The organism is Paenibacillus silvae (genome assembly GCF_014639235.1).
In the GTDB taxonomy this organism is placed as follows: domain Bacteria; phylum Bacillota; class Bacilli; order Paenibacillales; family Paenibacillaceae; genus Paenibacillus; species Paenibacillus silvae.
The window spans coordinates 900330-917000 of the sequence record NZ_BMFU01000002.1; the positions used below are offsets into that span (position 1 = coordinate 900330).

The window sequence follows — 16671 nt, forward strand, 5'->3', positions numbered from 1 at the left end:
AACAGCTGTGATAGCTCATTGTCACAGCAACCTTGACAACGTCTTCCGTTGGAGGGTCTTTTTTTCTATGCTAAATCAATCAGGCCACAGCATGAACATGTTTTTCTTTCATGTTGACTGCTACAAGGGCAGAACCAAGTCCGACACACACAAGGATTGAGCCAACCCATCCCGTATTCATAATGGAGGAGTGATCAATGACAAGCCCTCCGATATAGGTTCCCAGCGCGATCCCCGCGTGAGCAATACCTGAGTTGGTGCTAATCAGAATTTCCGAGGTTTCCGGTGACGTCTTGATGATCAGACTGTTCTGCACAGGAGTTACCGTCCAGCTCAGCGCTCCCCATATACTTAACAGCAGCAGAAAAGCAATCAAAGGCAGTCCGGTGCTAAACGGAATTACAGCCATACTGATCATGAAAGGAATGAGCACCATCACAATCGCTTTGGCTGGATGCAGACGATCCGATAACAGGCCACCCATTCCGCCTCCTGCAACAGCGGCAAGCCCAAACATCATGTAGATCAAGGTAATCGCCGTTGGACTGGCACCTATGGTCGCCTGAAGAAAGGGTGTGAAGTATGCATATAAAGTCAAATGGCCTGCCAATACAAGCAAAGTAGTGATATGAATAGCCAGCATTTTCGGATTCCATAACGCCTTGAGCTGATTTTGAAGGCTCACCGCTGGAGCAGGCTGTACACGATTCATCGCCACACCAATGGCTGCCATCACCAATACAGTCAGAATGGCAATCAGCATAAACACCTCGCGCCAGCCGAGTGCGTTGCCTACAAAGATGCCAATGGGCACACCAAGAATCAGTGATGCACTTCCTCCCATTGTAATTGTGCCAACCGCACGCCCTTTATACTCGGGTTCCACGATGCGGGAGGCTAACGTTAGAGATAGCACAAAAATCAGTGAGCCTGCTGCAGCTCCCAGCATTCGTCCAGCCATCAACATGTAAAAGTTCAGGCTAAAAGCAGAGATCAGATTACTGATCAGAAACACAAGCAGCGTGTACATATATACTTTTTTACGTTCGAAACGTGCCGTCACATTGAGCAGAATAGGAGCGGACAACGCATAGACCAGAGAAAAGATTGAAATTAAATATCCGGCCTTCGCCAGGGACAAATGCAGATCCGTTGCGATCAGGTCCAGAATGCCGCCCAGAATCAGTTCAACCGTGCCGACAACAAAGGCCGCAATTGCCAAAACATATACCTTTTTATTCATTGCTTCGAATCCCCCTAACAAGTTACAACTACGATAGTAACCTATAGAGAAAGAAAGATCAATGTATAATTTCAATCTTTTTAAAATACAAAGAAAAAAACTATTCTGCAAGAGAATAGTTTGCTAATAGATTAGTCTGGTGAGCAGGCGTTCAATTTCTTCATCCTGCAGCAGCTGTTCCCCGTATTTTTTCGTAATCTGTGTCAAGGCCACATCATGATAAAAATAATCGGTCATTGCTTTGACAATCGGCTTGGACATCGTTTTGATTGCTTTCCACGATTCATGTTCTACACCGGCAAACAGCAGATACGTGTGATCCACAATCAGCAGCTGTGAGGGCTCAGGGGCATCAAGCAGCGGGATCAGTGAATATTTGCGAGTGAGAGAGCTTTCCAGGCCGCCCACGGCAAGCACTTCTACATACACTCCCTGTCTCTCCTTCTGCTCCAGCAGCTCGCGGTATCTCTCCATCCTCTCGTTCCAGGCCAGAAAAAGAATCGACGAATCGGCCTCTTCAATGAGCTGCTCGATGTTTGAAGCGATGGAGGACTCGTCCTTTAATGTCCAGATATGTTCATCAGTGAACGTTCGCTTGATTTTGTATTGTTTCAAGGCTTCAATATCGTTATCAAAATCCGTCTTGATTTTATGAATGACGGTCTGCAGATCAACCGCCATATACAATTTCTTCTTTCCATCCATCGTTGTCAGCACGATGCCCTTATCTATTAACCGATTAAGCACTTCATAAATTTTGGCCTTGGGTACATTGGAGGCTGCTACAATCGTTGTTGCATCAAGCGGCTCGTCCTGCGCCATTATAGCCTCATAGACCTGACTTTCATATTGGGTAAAACCGAATTTTTGCAGCATATGCAGTTCAAGACGTCCCTTCTGTTTTTTTCTGTCCTCTCCGTTCATTTACACAATCCACTCCGATGACAGAACAACCTTCCAATCACTGTTATCCCCAGATTTTCTAGATTCCCTTTTCAAAGGGAAAAATCCGGTGATAAAGGTGAACGCTCCGCTTTTTCAGGTTTTTTCTGTCCTCTCCGTTCACGTGTAAATGAATGGTTCAACTTATCTAGTTTAATTTCCTCTGCGTTGGCTGTCCAGTTTGCCTGTGCACTCTCATAAAATGGCGTTCTCATGGTTATATTAGAACTGATTCACCTACTCGCTTTTTGGAAAGGAGCATACAACGGATGGAAAGCACCCAGGAATTTGTGAAAAAGGTTAATGAAAATGCAGAGAAGGCTCGCCACAACAAAAACAACGGCAAGGGAACACCGGGTGACAAGCTCCCGAACAAGCAGCATTCCACGAACAAATAAACATGTTGTAATCTTCATCCACGAAGTAACTTAAGTCAATTACCGTCTTCATTCAGACAAGATATGGTGCCTCTTCTTTGGTGAGTGTACCATATTTCTTGTCATTCCAAGACTACATTTCTTGTTTTTCCAATACAACGTACTACAAGCCCTATTCCTTATGATTTTGAGTAGTAAATGACCATGCTTAATTGGTTGCTGCCTGACCCTCTATTAATATATGCATGCGGCTGATCTGCCTTGAAACGAATCGAATCCCCTTGCCGCAGCATGTATTCTGCTTCCCCTACTTTGATAGTTACTTCCCCTTTATATACGGTGATGAATTCCTCAGCTCCTTCCACATGCGGCTCCGCACTCAACGATGCCTTCTCATCCATCTCCATCATGTACATTTCAGAACGTCTTCCCTCTTCAAATGAAAAATGTGGATAAATCCGAATGCGTCCCTCATCCTCTTGCAGGACTTTGATATCCTCCCTCATGAGAACCGTTGCATCGGACTTCGGTTCATCAATTAAGGTCGTGAATGATATCTTCAACCCGTTCGCAATCTTCCATACGGTTGCGATGGACGGATTGGATTCCCCCCGCTCAATCTGACCAAGCATTGTTTTGCTTATACCTGACAATTCCGCTACCTTGTCCAGACTGAGTTTTCTGTGTTCCCTGATTAGTTTGAGGTTCCGAGCCAAAATCAAATTTATATTTTCCATCAACAAACACCCCATTTACTCATTAACACACCACTTGTGCTTTATATAGCACATATTGTACAATTATAACAAACAAACGCTATAACGCACTTTTCGTACATTATAACATACATTTTCTATTCATCGAAGGAGGATACATGGATATCTTGGCTTTAATAACGTACGCCATCGTGGCTTCGTTTACACCGGGACCTAACAACATCATTTCCATGACACATGCAGGAAATCAGGGATTCAGAAGCACGTTTCCTTTTATTAGCGGAGTTGCTGGCGGATGCTTTCTGATCATGATACTGTGCAGTTATTTCAACCTTGCTCTTTATCAATATATTCCTAAGATCACGCCGCTCTTGAATGGTTTCGGATTTATTTACATGCTCTATCTGGCTTTCATAATCCTGAAGAAAAATACGTCTACTGAGCGTGAGGACATGAGCGAGCAAAGAAAGCATTTTTCCTTTTGGTCTGGATTCACCCTCCAGTTGATGAATCCCAAAGTCATCGTATACGGGCTTACAGCTTTATCGGTGTTTGTCCTGCCCCATACGCAGGCACAGCAGCAGTTCCTGCTATATTCAATTCTGCTCACATTGATTGGCATCAGTGCGAATCTTAGCTGGGCTTTGGGTGGACATTTGCTTCAGCCATTTCTGTTAAAACACGAACGTGCTTTTCATATCTGCATGAGCCTGCTATTAATCTGTACTGCGATTTCTTTGATAAAATAAAGCAAAAAGCGTTCACTCCTCTACGTGAGTTGAACGCTTTAACCATACTAATCCTTTGTCTGTCTCCACCAAGGCCCGGTGGTCGCCACCTGCTCGTTGACTACCACCGTCTCGCCAATTTTGGGAGTAGCTATGCTGACCTGAGCGGTCCGTGCCGCCCGGGTTACTCGCTCTGCCGGTTCATTCCAGGCATGATAAGCAAGCGTAAATGCTCCCCAATGTATTGGAATCAATAACTTACCGCCTACATCCAGGTGAGCTTGTACCGTTTCCTCAGGCATCATATGAATATTCGACCATCGCTTGTCATATTGGCCACATTCCATTAGTGTCAGATCAAACGGCCCATACTTGCTGCCGATTTCTTTGAAATGAGGTCCATATCCGCTGTCACCGCTGAAAAATACCTTTGTTCCCTCTCCAATAATAATCCATGAGCACCACAATGTTGAATTCCGGTCCAATAAACCTCTGCCCGAAAAATGACGAGCCGGCATACAGGCAAATGTTAAAGCCTTGAAGGTAAATTCATCTCCCCATTGATGCTCTGTAATCTGATCCGCAGGCACGCCCCACTTTACCAGCCTTTTGCGCACACCAAGTGGAACGATGAAACGTTTGGTTTTATTTTTCAGCCTGCGAATTGAAGCAGCATCAAGATGATCATAATGATCATGAGAGATCACGATGGCATCGAGTACAGGGAAGTCCTCGGGCTGCATTGGCAGCTCGCGACTGAAACGTCTCGTTCCGACCCAGGACACTGGTGAAGGGCGCTCACCCAGCATGGGGTCAAAGAGCAGGCGATGGCCCTCAATCTCAAGTAAAAAAGCCGAGTGGCCAAACCATGTCACCTGTGAAAGCTTGGAGAATTCCGAGGCTGAAGCTTGCAAATACCGCTCTACGGGTATGCTGCCAGACGGCCTCCGCTCCACATTTTTACGCAAGGAGTCCCGCAATATACTGGTTAATGACTTCATGTCCATACCGGCTGTCGTTGGAATCTGATTCTCATATTTTGTCATATGCAGCCCTTCCGATCTTTGTCATATGCAACGCTTTTGATCTTTGAGTTAAACGGCTTGCCGTGGAAAATCAATATTATAATTTCATATTAATTCATCGCGTGGCGATATTCAATTTTGTACAAAGCAGACGTTATCTGAGCAGTTAAGATAGAATTAAGACTCTGTTTCCACTCGTATAAGACAGGGGTTATATGATATAGAAAAACCAAGAGAGAGTGTGAGAGCATCCATGAGCAAAAAATGGCGCAAAAGACTAGTTAAATTTCTGATCGTTGATCTATCCCTGATTATTATTCTGTTAGGTTGCGGTTTGATCTATCAGCAGGTAGGTGCATCGCAAGACGAAAAATCATTTACACCCCCTGGCAAGCTGTATGAAATACATGGCAATAAGATGCATCTGTATACAGGTGGAGAAGGCGATGTAACTGTTGTTCTTGCCTCAGGCTGGGGAACGGCCAATCCTTATGTAGACTATTACCCTTTATATGAAAAGCTTGCCCCGAATGCAAAGTTTGCTGTATACGATCGCTTCGGATATGGCTATAGTGACAAAACGGATAAAAAGCGTGATGTGGATACGGTAGCTGATGAATTACATGAACTGCTGCAGGTTTCCGGGCAGAAGCCACCTTATGTGCTTGTCGCTCACTCCCTTGGCTCATTAGAGACGATTCGATTCGCACAGAAGTATCCCGATCTGGTCAAAGGCATCGTTATGATTGACGGCGGAAGTCCTGAATACTATGAAAATGATCTGGATAACCCGGCAGACACCATTGGTGGCTTCGGGAATCAATTCAGAATCAAAACGGGCCTGTTCCGATTGAGTATGCAAAGTCAACAAGTGGTTGATGCATCAAATGCCAACCGCAATGAGCTAAAACTAGTACCCGCCGATCTGAAAAAGGCCGATAAAACGGCGCTGCTGCTAAACTATGGCAATTCGGATACAATCGATGAGTTACGTGAAGCGAATGCGAATGCCAAAACCGTTATCGCTAATAAAAAGCCGCTGCCTTTCCCTCTTACGATTCTGACCGCAGATTATTTTGGCAAGACAGAACCGGATTGGGTCAAAACACAGGCGGAGTTCAAGTCCTGGTCCACCCAATTTAAACAAGTCAATGTCAAAGATACAGACCACTATATCCATCAATACCACCCCGACATTGTGGCAGATGAAATTTTGGAGGTCGTTAAGAAATAACCGATAGGGCGGTACATGGAACAACATTGTCATTTGAAAATATAGTTCCAGGCAGTAAGAAAAAGAGCGATGCCCCTTTCAAACCAGGGAACATCGCTCTTTTGCAATTATTCAATTTAGTGCATCGAGCTTTGTTGTTTCTCAACCGAGCCTACCTTTACTCTTTTTACAAATAATGCAATGAGTAAACCAATCAGGGCCAGAATCAGTGCAAAGACAAATGCGTTCTGGACACCTGACGTGAAACCAGCCAGCATGTTTTCCGGGCTCTGCGGATTATCCACACCCTTCAGGTAACGTGCTTGTCCTGCACTCAGAATACTTACGGCAACAGCTGTACCAATCGCACCAGAAACCTGCTGTAACGTATTCATAATTGCTGTACCATGCGGGTAGTATTGGCGCGGCAGCTGGTTCAGGCCGTTTGTTTGTGCAGGCATCATCACCATTGAGATACCAACCATCATAAAGACATGCATCATAATAATGTTGATCAGCGGAGTTGTAGGCTCAATGGTTGTATAGAGATACAACACAATGGCAACAACAGACATTCCGATGATAACCAGCCATCTTGGGCCAAACTTGTCAAACAAACGCCCCATGACTGGAGACAAAAATCCATTCAACAAGCTACCTGGAAGTAAAACCAGTCCTGCAGTAAGTGGTGTAACCGCCATTCCCTGCTGCAAATACATTGGCAAAACCAGCATGGACGACAGAATCATCATCATACAGATAAACACCAGCAGCAGCCCGATTGTAAACATCGGATATTTGAAGGCTCTCAGATCCATCACAGGCTCTTTCATGCTCAATTGACGGATGCTGAACAAAAGCAATGCGACAATACCAATGACCAGCGTGGCAATAACGACAGGACTGGTCCATCCTCCGCCAGCTTCTCCATGTCCTCCAGCACTGCTGAAGCCATAGACGATCCCACCAAAGCCGAGGGTAGACAGAACGATGGATAACACATCGATCTTGGGCTTGGTGAGCGTGGAAATGTTCGGCAAGAACAACAATCCACACACCAGAGAGATCAGGAAGAACGGCAAAGAAATCCAGAAAATCCAGTGCCAGCTCAGATTAGCGAGAATCAAACCTGATATACTCGGGCCGCTTGCTGGTGCAAACATAATGACAAGGCCGATCAGACCCATGGCCGCGCCACGTTTCTCAATCGGAAAAATCACTAATATGGTGTTAAACATCAGTGGCAGCAATAGCGCGGTTCCTACTGCTTGTAACACACGGGCTATTAACAGCACTTCAAAACTCGGTGCAAGTGCAGCAACCAATGTTCCAGCAATGGAAAACACAAGCGAGGTTGTAAACAGCTGTCTGGTCGTAAACCATTGCAGCAGCAACCCCGAAACCGGCACCAGAATACCAAGCACAAGCAGGTATCCTGTAGTTAACCATTGAATGGTCGTTGGGCCAACTTCAAGCAGACCCATCAGTGGTGTCAAAGCGACATTCAGAGCGGTCTCACCGAATAATCCTATGAACCCGCTCAGCAGCATGGCGAACAAAATCGGGAACACCTTATACTGCTGTGTTTCTTGTTGTTTCTCTCCTGTTCCTGCTTTCATGGAAGCTTCCACGATTCCATCCTCCTCAATCTTATCCAACGGTTTCTTTTCTCTCTTCTCATGAGATAATTTACTGTTTCTGTTCAGCATTCCTTGCTACGACTGACAAATAATCAGCGGCCGTTAGTAAAGGCTGTTTATCCTGATTGGTCAGACTGATAATCAATGCACCCTCCATCAGGGAAATCACAAGCAATGCTGTCTCACGAGCCTTCTCTTCAGCAATCCCGTCCAACATGAGATGTTTAGCAATAATGTCCTGCCACTCGGCAAATACGTTCTGCGAAGCGGTACGCAGCTGTTGACTGATACAGGAAGTCTCTACAGCAGCCCAAAAGCTGAAGGGCATAAATCCCGTATATCCCGAGGCTTCAGCTTCATTCGCCGTATCATATATGAATTGCTGGATACCTTCTGCAGTTGTCTCATGAGCCGCAAAGGTTTCTTCAAACTTTTGCATCATATGGGCATTAGCTGCTTGAATACATTCGTGAGCCAGTTCTTCCTTCCCCTGTGGAAAATAGTGATATAACGAACCTTTTGGCGTGTTACTCTCCTTAATGATCTGATTCAGACCGGTCGCATGATATCCTTGTGAAAAAAACAGTCTAGCTGCTGTGCCAACAATAAGATCTCTGGCATTCGACTTTTCACTCAAAGAAAGCCACTTCCTTCAATAAATTATAACAATCGGTCTATATAATTAAAATCGTTTAACGGCGACATGTCAATGTATTATTTCAAATTTTACAGAAAAATAACATCCTCTTTTCAAAAAGTGCAACAAAGGGTTCGGTGGCTCAGTGTCACTTTATGTAAAAACACATGTGAATACTTCTCGGGTGGCACCGAATACATATACATAAGACACTTCCATGCTGCATTTGCCAATTATATAAAAAGGAGGAGATATGCTTGGCTGTATTGCTAACAGGCCCGATTGACAACAATCCGGTTAATGGCGTCAGGCCTACGCAGACTGTATCAATCAAGATTGAAAATGAAAATCCTGTAACTACAGCCACCGTGCTAATACAAGGCTATGTACTGAGCGGAGTACGTACTTTGTATGTGAGTGAACAGATTACACTTTTACCGAATGCTGTAGTGACGCGCAGTTATTATGCTGACCTGAACAGTTTTGATTATGTCATTACCATAACAGGTCCAAGTCCTGAAGATGTCCTTGTTTCGTTCTGGGGCAAAAATAGTGCCGGAGCTCTGATTGCCGCCCATCGGCTTGTATACTCCGAATGGGCCGGTAGCGAGAACACGGCCGGAACTACAGGTGCGACTGGGGCTACAGGTGCCACGGGTGTGACGGGAACCACAGGTGCAGCAGGAATAACAGGTGCTACCGGTGCGACTGGTGTAACCGGTACAGCTGGTGCAACAGGTGTGACTGGCGTCACAGGGGTTACGGGCACAACTGGAAATACCGGAGTAACTGGTGCGACTGGTCCGACAGGAGCCACGGGTACAACGGGCCCGACTGGCTTTACAGGGACAACAGGTCCAACTGGTGATCCTGGAGTAACTGGTGCGACTGGTCTGACGGGAATTACCGGAGCCACTGGAAATACTGGAGCCACTGGAGACACTGGTCCTTCCGGTGGTCCAGAAGGCCCGACAGGCGCAACTGGGGATACTGGAGCTACGGGTGCGACAGGTGCTACGGGCGCTACAGGTGTAACAGGTGCTACTGGCGCAACTGGAGATATCGGTCCGACTGGAGACACTGGGCCTACAGGGGCAACGGGAATTACAGGTACAACAGGAGCCACGGGTGTAACGGGCGCAACCGGCATTACAGGCGCTACAGGTACGTTTGAACCTAATCCGTTTAATGTATATGTCTTGCAGGGAGCCGTTGGGGGAAATGGAACACAAGCCAGTCCGTTTGGAACAATTCAGCAAGGTGTAGCCGCGGTGTCACCAACAGGGACAGTTCATGTCCTCGGTGGAACATATCCGATTACATCAAACATTACAATTAATAAGGCCGGAGTAACTCTTAAGGGTTATCCTAGTACCATCATTCTTTTGCAGGCTGCTGTCATCCCGTTTACAATCATCGGAAGTGGAGTAACGGTAGACGGCTTCACAATGACAAGTGACAACCCGTATGCAGTCGAGTTCATTCAGCTGGGCGGTACCAATCATACCGTGAAAAACAATACAATATTCGGCCCTCCTCAAGCGGGTCCGTCTACTGGCTGGGTTGTCAATCGCGGACTGGTAACCCAGATTGGCAATATGACTGGACTCATCGTAAGAAACAATATTTTCTACTCTCTGCGACAGCCAGCTTATTTTAACCCGAATACAACCGGAGAGATCGTTGATAATGTCGTTTATAACACACGTGGCTTTGTCAACGATCAGGCCATTATGGTGTACTCCGGCAATTCCTGGGGAAGCCCCGAGAATGCAGTAGATATCGCTTTGCTGCCTGGAACCATCACAGGTCCTCCGTTTGACCCGATTACTGCGCTTAGCGCGAACAACAGTACAGCAACCATTCAGGATTCCAGATAACAATACATTCAACATGCCATATTGCAATATAAAATAGATAAAGACCGTCAGCATCATTCCCTTGCAAAATGACCAGCTGACGGTTTCCTTTGCGCTTTTATTGTGATATACCTTTGTTTTTTTGTGAAGTTACCTTTGTTTTTGTTCCCTTACTTTATAATCCGTGTATCTTCACTGGAGTCCCATCTTTCAAAATTCAACTCATTGTTTATGCTGACTGCAGTTAATGCACCTAACGAAGCTGCTGCGATCGCCTGATACATTTCGGATGCAGCATCTCCAGCACTGAAGACACCTGAAACTGACGTTTTGCCTTGTGTATCAACGATGATGGTGCCTATATCTGTCACCTCACATCCAAGTGCCTTGGGCACATCCGAGCCTGTCTGAAGCTTGGGCTGAAAGAAAATTCCCGAACAAGGAATTACGGTGCCATCGTTTAGTTTAACTGTACGAACCATCCCCTCTTCAGATACGATCGAATGCACAGGTGATTCATATACCTGAATTCCATGATGAGAAAGCTCAAGCATCTGTTCCTCCGGCAAAGTCCCGTCACTATTCGTACACATCACATAATCCTTCGTCCATCCTGCGATCAATTTGGCCATATGTAACACCTTGTCCGCACTGGCAATGATAACAAGCTTCTGATCCCGCAGCTCCCATCCATCGCAATACGGGCAGACAAATGCGCTTTTACCATAAACCTCTTTTAAACCGTCGATGCCAAGAGGCAGGTCTCTTTTACCAACAGCAAACAATATTTTTCGGGCATGATAGAGCTTGTCCTCCCCTGTTTTAACTACAAATGCTCCATCCTGCCCGTTGATCTCGATCACTGTATCTGATGTAAACTGCACGGAAGGATATGACTTGATTTCTTCTGCTGCATATGCGCGAAATTGTTGAGGACTAACGCCGTCTCTCGTCAAAAATCCATGAGTCTCCCGAGTAACCCAGTTACGGGGTTTCTGATTATCCAAGACAAGTACATGCTTTCTAGCTCGTCCTAGCACCAGTGCGGCGTTCAACCCTGCCGGTCCTCCTCCCACAATAATCACGTCGAATTGACTCTTAGTCATATCCATCCAAAAAACACCCTTTCCAGATATTTAATATCCTTAATTAAATCAAAAAGATAACCTTCTCTGCTTCATATTCATGTTGCATCAGAAGGTCTGTGAGATTTCTAATAGCATGGGATCATTCGATTGAAGGAAAGTAATGTTCTACCCTCCAAAACAAAACCATTAGAGATATCTTATATCTACAATACAACGTTAATATTATATTTGCAATATGTTTCTTCTATTTCTACAATGAATACATGACAATCTTATGAAAAAAACGCTCGTAGCACAGAATTGTTGTTTTAACAATTAAAAAAGATCTTGTTTTTAAATTGTTCACAATCAATTGACATTATTTTAAATACTAAAACGTTATACAAAGCACAATGTGATTTGAATGATATAATAGGTACATATTATATGAAGTTTAAACAAGTATATATATAGGAAGTGAGTATTTGAAAACATTGAATAATGAGTCGCAAACCAATATTAGCCTGGAGTACAACTCGATTCCGAAAGTATTTTTCGATACGATCAAAATCGGAATCATCAAATCCAATTTGATTGCCATGTTTGCAGGTTTAAGCTTAGCTTTATACGTATTTAATGCTTCTGTTCTTGCTAATATTGTTCCGATTGTACTATCTTTCCTGGGGTCTTCCCTCATTATCGGGGCAGCCGGGGTGTTCAACAACCTGTACGACCGGGACATTGATGCAATTATGGAGCGTACGAAAAAACGACCTACAGTAACCGGACGGGTAGATACCAAGTCAGGCTTGATTCTGGGGATTACCATCACGTTAATCGGGGCTGTCATGCTCTACATTGCTTCACCATCAGCTGCTGTGTTTGGTATTTTGGGATTGCTGCTGTATGTGTTCCCGTATACGATGTGGACGAAGCGCACAACGATCTACAATACCGAAGTTGGCAGTCTGTCAGGTGCAGTTCCACCACTGATCGGTTGGGCAGCCATTTCTCCAGAGCTTGGCCATTTTGAAATCTGGGCACTGGTTGTAACAATGTTATTATGGCAAATGCCTCACTTCTACGGTATCGCCATTCGCCGTTTTGATGAATACAAAGCGGCCGGCGTCCCTATGCTGCCTGTAGTGAAAGGCATTGGACGAACTTATGTGCAATCCAACGTATATCTTGTATTGCTGCTGCTTTCCAGCTTCCTGTTCTGGCCAATGAGTCCGTTTATCGCTATTGTAGCTTTTCTGGTGACTCTGACTTGGCTGATTCTGAGTGTGACTACTTTTGACCCGAAAGACACGAAGAAATGGTCCCAGCGTATGTTTATTTTCTCCATTAACCATATTACCATCATCTTCCTTGTGATCATTGCTTACTCTTTGATTGCTCAATTGATGAGATAAGAACAGGTACAACGTTTCAAAGGAATAAAACAACCGTACAGATGCATCGCCTGCAATCAGGCGTTATCTGTACGGTTGTTTTGTTTTATAGCTACCCCGCCTTCACTGGCATTTGTTCTCCCTGCCACAACAGCTGCATCTCTTCACTGCTCTCAAGCAGCTCATCCAGCGTTCCTTCGGCTTCGATTCGTCCATCCTTCATGACGATAATATGATCCGCTTTGCTTAACGCTGCTTTACGATGAGATACTGCAATACAAGTGACGTCCTTCTCCTGAAACAATCCATCCCACACCTGCTGCTCCGTTTCGACATCAAGTGCACTGGACAGATCATCGAAGATAAACAAATCTGCCTCCGTCATTAACATTCGTGCAGTAGCTGACCGCTGAATCTGCCCGCCTGATAACATCACACCTCTTGGTCCAACCGGGGTCTCCAATCCCTGATCCAGCTGCTGAATGTCTTGATCCAGAACCGAGAGACGAATCGCCTTATCCAGCGCCTGCTCTGTATTCCCCTGCTTGCCCTGCACAATATTTTCCCGTAATGAATCACTGAAAAGCCTTGGAACCTGAGGTGTATATGCGGCTCTTGGCGGCATTAGAAAAGTTGCCGGATCTACCTGCTCTCCATTCCAGACGATCTCGCCGTCTTGCTTGGGCAGTAGTCCGAGCAAGGTTCGAACAAGCGTTGATTTACCCGATCCGATCCGCCCGGTGATGACCAGGAACTGACCGCGTTTCAGCTTGAAATGAATGTCATGAATTCCGTTTGCAGATTGTGCATACCGATAACTTAGATGACTCACTTCAAGCTCACGGAACTTCTCGTTCATGTTTCTGTGTTCACTCAGCAGCTCTGGCGGATCTTCATACAGATAGATTTCCCTCTTCTCCATAATCTGATCCTCTTCACCTGGCCGAAATAATGTACGCATACGATCATACGATACCTTTAGCCTTTTATGCTGGAATACCATGTACCCGAACAGTGAAATACTAAAGCCAATGTTGACGAGATAACTGGTGAACAATGCAAAATCACCAACCGTGAAGTGACCTGCCTTCATCTCGGCCGCACACATCAGCAGAATAAGCCCGGTACAGATGCTTAACACATGCTGGTTGAGCGATTTCATCCACTGTTTGAACAGATTGTCTCGCAAGGCTGCCTGACGACGTTTTTCATTCAGTTCATTGAAACGTTCTGCCACATGGTCTTCGGCCTGACCAAGCTTGAGTGCCTGTACAGCCCCAAATGTTTCCGCAATAAAACTGGTAATACGCCCCGTAGCTTCCCGGTTCACTTGCGCATACTTCCTTGCACGGCTGCCTGACAGATTATTGAGCAGCGTCACGATCATAAGCGGCAGTACGGCAACCAGCGTAATCTTCCAGTTGATATTTGCCATGATGATAATGGACACAACTGCAAAAACGAGCCGTCCCCAAAAATCCACCCAGGATTCAACATATTCGACCACTTCATCCACATCATCACGAAAACGGCTCATCGCCTCTCCTGGCGAAGCAGGTAAATTCCGTCCTGGCCAGCGCATGATGCCCGCCAGCATATTGGTTCGCAAAATAGCTTGAATGTGATACATATAGGTTACCCAGGCATAAAACGCGACAAAAAACGTTCCCACCCGGGTTAATCGAAACAGTGCGATTACAATTAGAGGTACCGCAAGCCACATGTAGTCAGCCCGTCCTGTCACTGTCCGGTCAAAGAACCACTGCATGCAAAGTCCCATCGCAAGCGGTAGCGAATGAAACACACACCACAGCAAACCATTCATCAAAAATAAATAAGGCTTATAACGAAATAAACGTCCTATAAATCCTGTTACATTCATGCCAGCTCCTCCTCTCGGCCCGTCACCAGAAGGCGTGCATAATGAGAGGCCGGATCATTGGCCAGCTCCTGTCTTGCTCCGAATTCCAGCAGCTTGCCCTCACCCAGCACCATAATCTTATCCACCTTCTCCAGTGTGGCAAGCCGGTGCGCAATAATAATCCCTGTGGATTGCTTCATTAATTCATCAATAGCAGATTGAAGCATACTCTCCGTGGCAGCGTCCAGCCGCGAGGACGGCTCATCCAGAATTACCAGACTAGGCTCTGTGAGAAACACACGGGTTAGAGCGAACAGCTGCGCTTCTCCAGCGGATAAAGAAGCTCCTCCTGCGTTAAGATGCGTATCCAGCCCATCAGGCTGTGCATCAATCCAGTGATGCAGCCCCAACCGTCCTGTTGTTTGTTGAATCATTGCATCGGACACATCTGAATTAAACAAGGTCAGATTGTCACGCAGCGTTCCATCAAACAGCTGTACATCCTGTGTTACCATGCCAACTCTGCGATAGAGTGCCTGCATGGATAGTTTGGTAATGTCTGTTCCACCGATGCGAATCGTGCCCTGATCCAGATTGTACAGACGCAGCAATACGCGGCTAAGACTTGATTTACCACTTCCGGTACGGCCGATGATGCCCAGACGCTCTCCCGGTTTTACTTCAAACGTAATATTTTGAAGCACAGGTTTTTCTGCATTGTAACTGAAATGCACTTGATTGAATTCAAGCCCCAATGGACCTTCAGGAAGCTGTTCTTCTGTCCCCTCCTGAATATCGCTCCGCATCGACAACAGCTCTCGGGAACGAAGCATACCTGACTTTGCCTTCTGAAATTCCTGTACCTGATCGCCAAGCAGCTCGATGGGTTCATTCAGCATCTGACTGTATTGGTAGATCAGAAACAAGGTGCCCAGGCTGATCATGCCCTGTATGTAATAGTGCACTCCCAGCAGCAGCACCACAGTAACCGATATAATAAACATGATGACCGTTGTATTCCATGGAACTACTCGCAGCATCCATGCTTTTCGTCCTTTAAGAAAGACCGTACGCATCGTTCGGTAGAAGCGATTCATCACATAGGGCACATGTCCGTTGGCCTGTACATCCTCAATCCCCGCAATGCGCTCCTCAATCAAGCTGAACAAGGAGGCACTGGCGGCACGCTCATTTTTGGAAGACTCCACTCCTAGATTTCGGATAATAACCATGAACAGAATGGATAACAGGGTAAATACCGTCATAACGATCGCTATCGGCACATTAATGGAGAACATAAAACCCAGAATGCCTGCAAGCAGTACAAAGCTTCCGATAACCTGCACAATAAACATCGCGAAGAAATTCGAGATGCTGGTAACGTCACCATCTACACGCTCGATCATCTCGCCAGGTGTTTTTACATTATGAAAACGCATATCCAGCCTTAGACAGTGCTTGAGCAAATCTCCACGCATCCGGTTTGTAGCCCGCCAGGCAACATCATTGCCCAAATAACTTACAGCAATGGTAATGAGCTGGTTTGTAACAGCAATCAACAGAAAGAGTCCAGCCAACTTGATGAGATCACCCAGAATGCCTCCCCCTGCCGCAGTATCAATAAATCGCTGTATGATCTGTGGATTGAGCAGTTGAAGCCCTGTTGACGTAAGCAGCATAATCAGCAGCACGGCCAGCTTTCCTTTGACCGGCTTTAAATATTGCAGAAGCCACGCCATAGAACGTTTCTCCGTTTTGGGCATCGCCCTCACCCCTTAATTTGTTAGGTTCTAAACCTGTACTTTCTTTCGTGCTTTCCCTACGTTTGCTATGATGAATCATGCAGCAGTTTGCTATAATCCATCATGCCTTCTACGCTTACAAATAGTTTACTCTGAGTGACCATCGTACCCTCTCCCTTTCTTTTCATAAAATCAAGTCATTTAACAACCGTATTCGCATATTAAAG

The 16671-nt window shown here is 45.6% G+C and carries 14 protein-coding genes; 5 read left to right on the forward strand and 9 right to left on the reverse strand.

The features are described from left to right. Positions 1-79 precede the first annotated feature (79 nt). Both IEW26_RS09905 and IEW26_RS09910 read right to left on the reverse strand, forming a co-directional pair. Complete coding sequence (locus IEW26_RS09905) at positions 80-1243, reverse strand: MFS transporter (protein WP_188592250.1); 1164 nt, start codon at positions 1241-1243, stop codon at positions 80-82. 123 nt (positions 1244-1366) lie between these two features. Beyond that, entirely contained in the window at positions 1367-2119 is a 753-nt protein-coding gene (locus IEW26_RS09910; protein ID WP_188592425.1) for a TrmB family transcriptional regulator, read from the reverse strand. Between the two features lie 335 nt (positions 2120-2454). Here IEW26_RS09910 and IEW26_RS09915 point away from each other — a divergent pair, with 335 nt between their 5' ends. After that, positions 2455-2583 (forward strand): DUF4023 family protein, encoded by a 129-nt coding sequence (locus IEW26_RS09915; protein WP_090924048.1) that lies wholly within the window; start codon positions 2455-2457, stop codon positions 2581-2583. Positions 2584-2741: 158 nt separating this feature from the next. Here the strand turns inward: IEW26_RS09915 and IEW26_RS09920 are convergent, their stop codons facing one another. Next, positions 2742-3299 carry a helix-turn-helix domain-containing protein gene (locus IEW26_RS09920; RefSeq protein ID WP_188592251.1) on the reverse strand — a complete coding sequence of 186 codons (558 nt, stop codon included), beginning with the start codon at positions 3297-3299 and terminating at the stop codon, positions 2742-2744. A gap of 137 nt (positions 3300-3436) precedes the next feature. Between IEW26_RS09920 and IEW26_RS09925 the strand changes: the two genes are divergently transcribed. Next, the gene (locus IEW26_RS09925; RefSeq protein WP_188592252.1) at positions 3437-4027 is read left to right on the forward strand and encodes a LysE family transporter; all 591 of its coding nucleotides are present in this window, start codon (positions 3437-3439) and stop codon (positions 4025-4027) included. Between the two features lie 47 nt (positions 4028-4074). Here IEW26_RS09925 and IEW26_RS09930 read toward each other — a convergent pair whose 3' ends face one another. Beyond that, entirely contained in the window at positions 4075-5052 is a 978-nt protein-coding gene (locus IEW26_RS09930; protein ID WP_188592253.1) for an MBL fold metallo-hydrolase, read from the reverse strand. 232 nt (positions 5053-5284) lie between these two features. Here IEW26_RS09930 and IEW26_RS09935 point away from each other — a divergent pair, with 232 nt between their 5' ends. Continuing rightward, positions 5285-6265 (forward strand): alpha/beta hydrolase, encoded by a 981-nt coding sequence (locus tag IEW26_RS09935; protein WP_188592254.1) that lies wholly within the window; start codon positions 5285-5287, stop codon positions 6263-6265. A gap of 116 nt (positions 6266-6381) precedes the next feature. On the opposite strand, the gene IEW26_RS09940 is transcribed toward IEW26_RS09935, so the two are convergent. Then, positions 6382-7863 (reverse strand): DHA2 family efflux MFS transporter permease subunit, encoded by a 1482-nt coding sequence (locus IEW26_RS09940; protein ID WP_188592426.1) that lies wholly within the window; start codon positions 7861-7863, stop codon positions 6382-6384. A 70-nt stretch (positions 7864-7933) separates the two neighbouring features. Beyond that, entirely contained in the window at positions 7934-8521 is a 588-nt protein-coding gene (locus IEW26_RS09945; protein ID WP_188592255.1) for a TetR/AcrR family transcriptional regulator, read from the reverse strand. 257 nt (positions 8522-8778) lie between these two features. Here IEW26_RS09945 and IEW26_RS09950 point away from each other — a divergent pair, with 257 nt between their 5' ends. Continuing rightward, positions 8779-10401, forward strand: a complete 1623-nt coding sequence (locus IEW26_RS09950; RefSeq protein ID WP_188592256.1) for a collagen-like triple helix repeat-containing protein — start codon at positions 8779-8781, stop codon at positions 10399-10401. 149 nt (positions 10402-10550) lie between these two features. Here the strand turns inward: IEW26_RS09950 and IEW26_RS09955 are convergent, their stop codons facing one another. Beyond that, entirely contained in the window at positions 10551-11486 is a 936-nt protein-coding gene (locus IEW26_RS09955) for an NAD(P)/FAD-dependent oxidoreductase (protein ID WP_188592427.1), read from the reverse strand. Between the two features lie 446 nt (positions 11487-11932). Between IEW26_RS09955 and cyoE the strand changes: the two genes are divergently transcribed. Further along, complete coding sequence (gene cyoE / locus IEW26_RS09960; RefSeq protein WP_229729765.1) at positions 11933-12862, forward strand: heme o synthase; 930 nt, start codon at positions 11933-11935, stop codon at positions 12860-12862. A 91-nt stretch (positions 12863-12953) separates the two neighbouring features. Here the strand turns inward: cyoE and IEW26_RS09965 are convergent, their stop codons facing one another. After that, positions 12954-14723, reverse strand: coding sequence for an ABC transporter ATP-binding protein (locus IEW26_RS09965; protein ID WP_188592257.1), 1770 nt, complete (start codon positions 14721-14723; stop codon positions 12954-12956). Continuing rightward, positions 14720-16465, reverse strand: coding sequence for an ABC transporter ATP-binding protein (locus IEW26_RS09970; protein WP_188592258.1), 1746 nt, complete (start codon positions 16463-16465; stop codon positions 14720-14722). The genes IEW26_RS09965 and IEW26_RS09970 overlap by 4 nt, the downstream gene beginning before the upstream one ends. Between the last annotated feature and the right edge of the window lie 206 nt (positions 16466-16671).

Bases quoted from the DNA above. Each gene is read 5' to 3' on its own strand.
- IEW26_RS09905 (WP_188592250.1), bottom strand. From the start codon at position 1,243: ATGAATAAAAAGGTATATGTTTTGGCAATTGCGGCCTTTGTTGTCGGC.
- IEW26_RS09910 (WP_188592425.1), bottom strand. From the start codon at position 2,119: ATGCTGCAAAAATTCGGTTTTACCCAATATGAAAGTCAGGTCTATGAG.
- IEW26_RS09915 (WP_090924048.1), top strand. From the start codon at position 2,455: ATGGAAAGCACCCAGGAATTTGTGAAAAAGGTTAATGAAAATGCAGAG.
- IEW26_RS09920 (WP_188592251.1), bottom strand. From the start codon at position 3,299: ATGGAAAATATAAATTTGATTTTGGCTCGGAACCTCAAACTAATCAGG.
- IEW26_RS09925 (WP_188592252.1), top strand. From the start codon at position 3,437: ATGGATATCTTGGCTTTAATAACGTACGCCATCGTGGCTTCGTTTACA.
- IEW26_RS09930 (WP_188592253.1), bottom strand. From the start codon at position 5,052: ATGACAAAATATGAGAATCAGATTCCAACGACAGCCGGTATGGACATG.
- IEW26_RS09935 (WP_188592254.1), top strand. From the start codon at position 5,285: ATGAGCAAAAAATGGCGCAAAAGACTAGTTAAATTTCTGATCGTTGAT.
- IEW26_RS09940 (WP_188592426.1), bottom strand. From the start codon at position 7,863: ATGAAAGCAGGAACAGGAGAGAAACAACAAGAAACACAGCAGTATAAG.
- IEW26_RS09955 (WP_188592427.1), bottom strand. From the start codon at position 11,486: ATGACTAAGAGTCAATTCGACGTGATTATTGTGGGAGGAGGACCGGCA.
- IEW26_RS09965 (WP_188592257.1), bottom strand. From the start codon at position 14,723: ATGAATGTAACAGGATTTATAGGACGTTTATTTCGTTATAAGCCTTAT.
- IEW26_RS09970 (WP_188592258.1), bottom strand. From the start codon at position 16,465: ATGCCCAAAACGGAGAAACGTTCTATGGCGTGGCTTCTGCAATATTTA.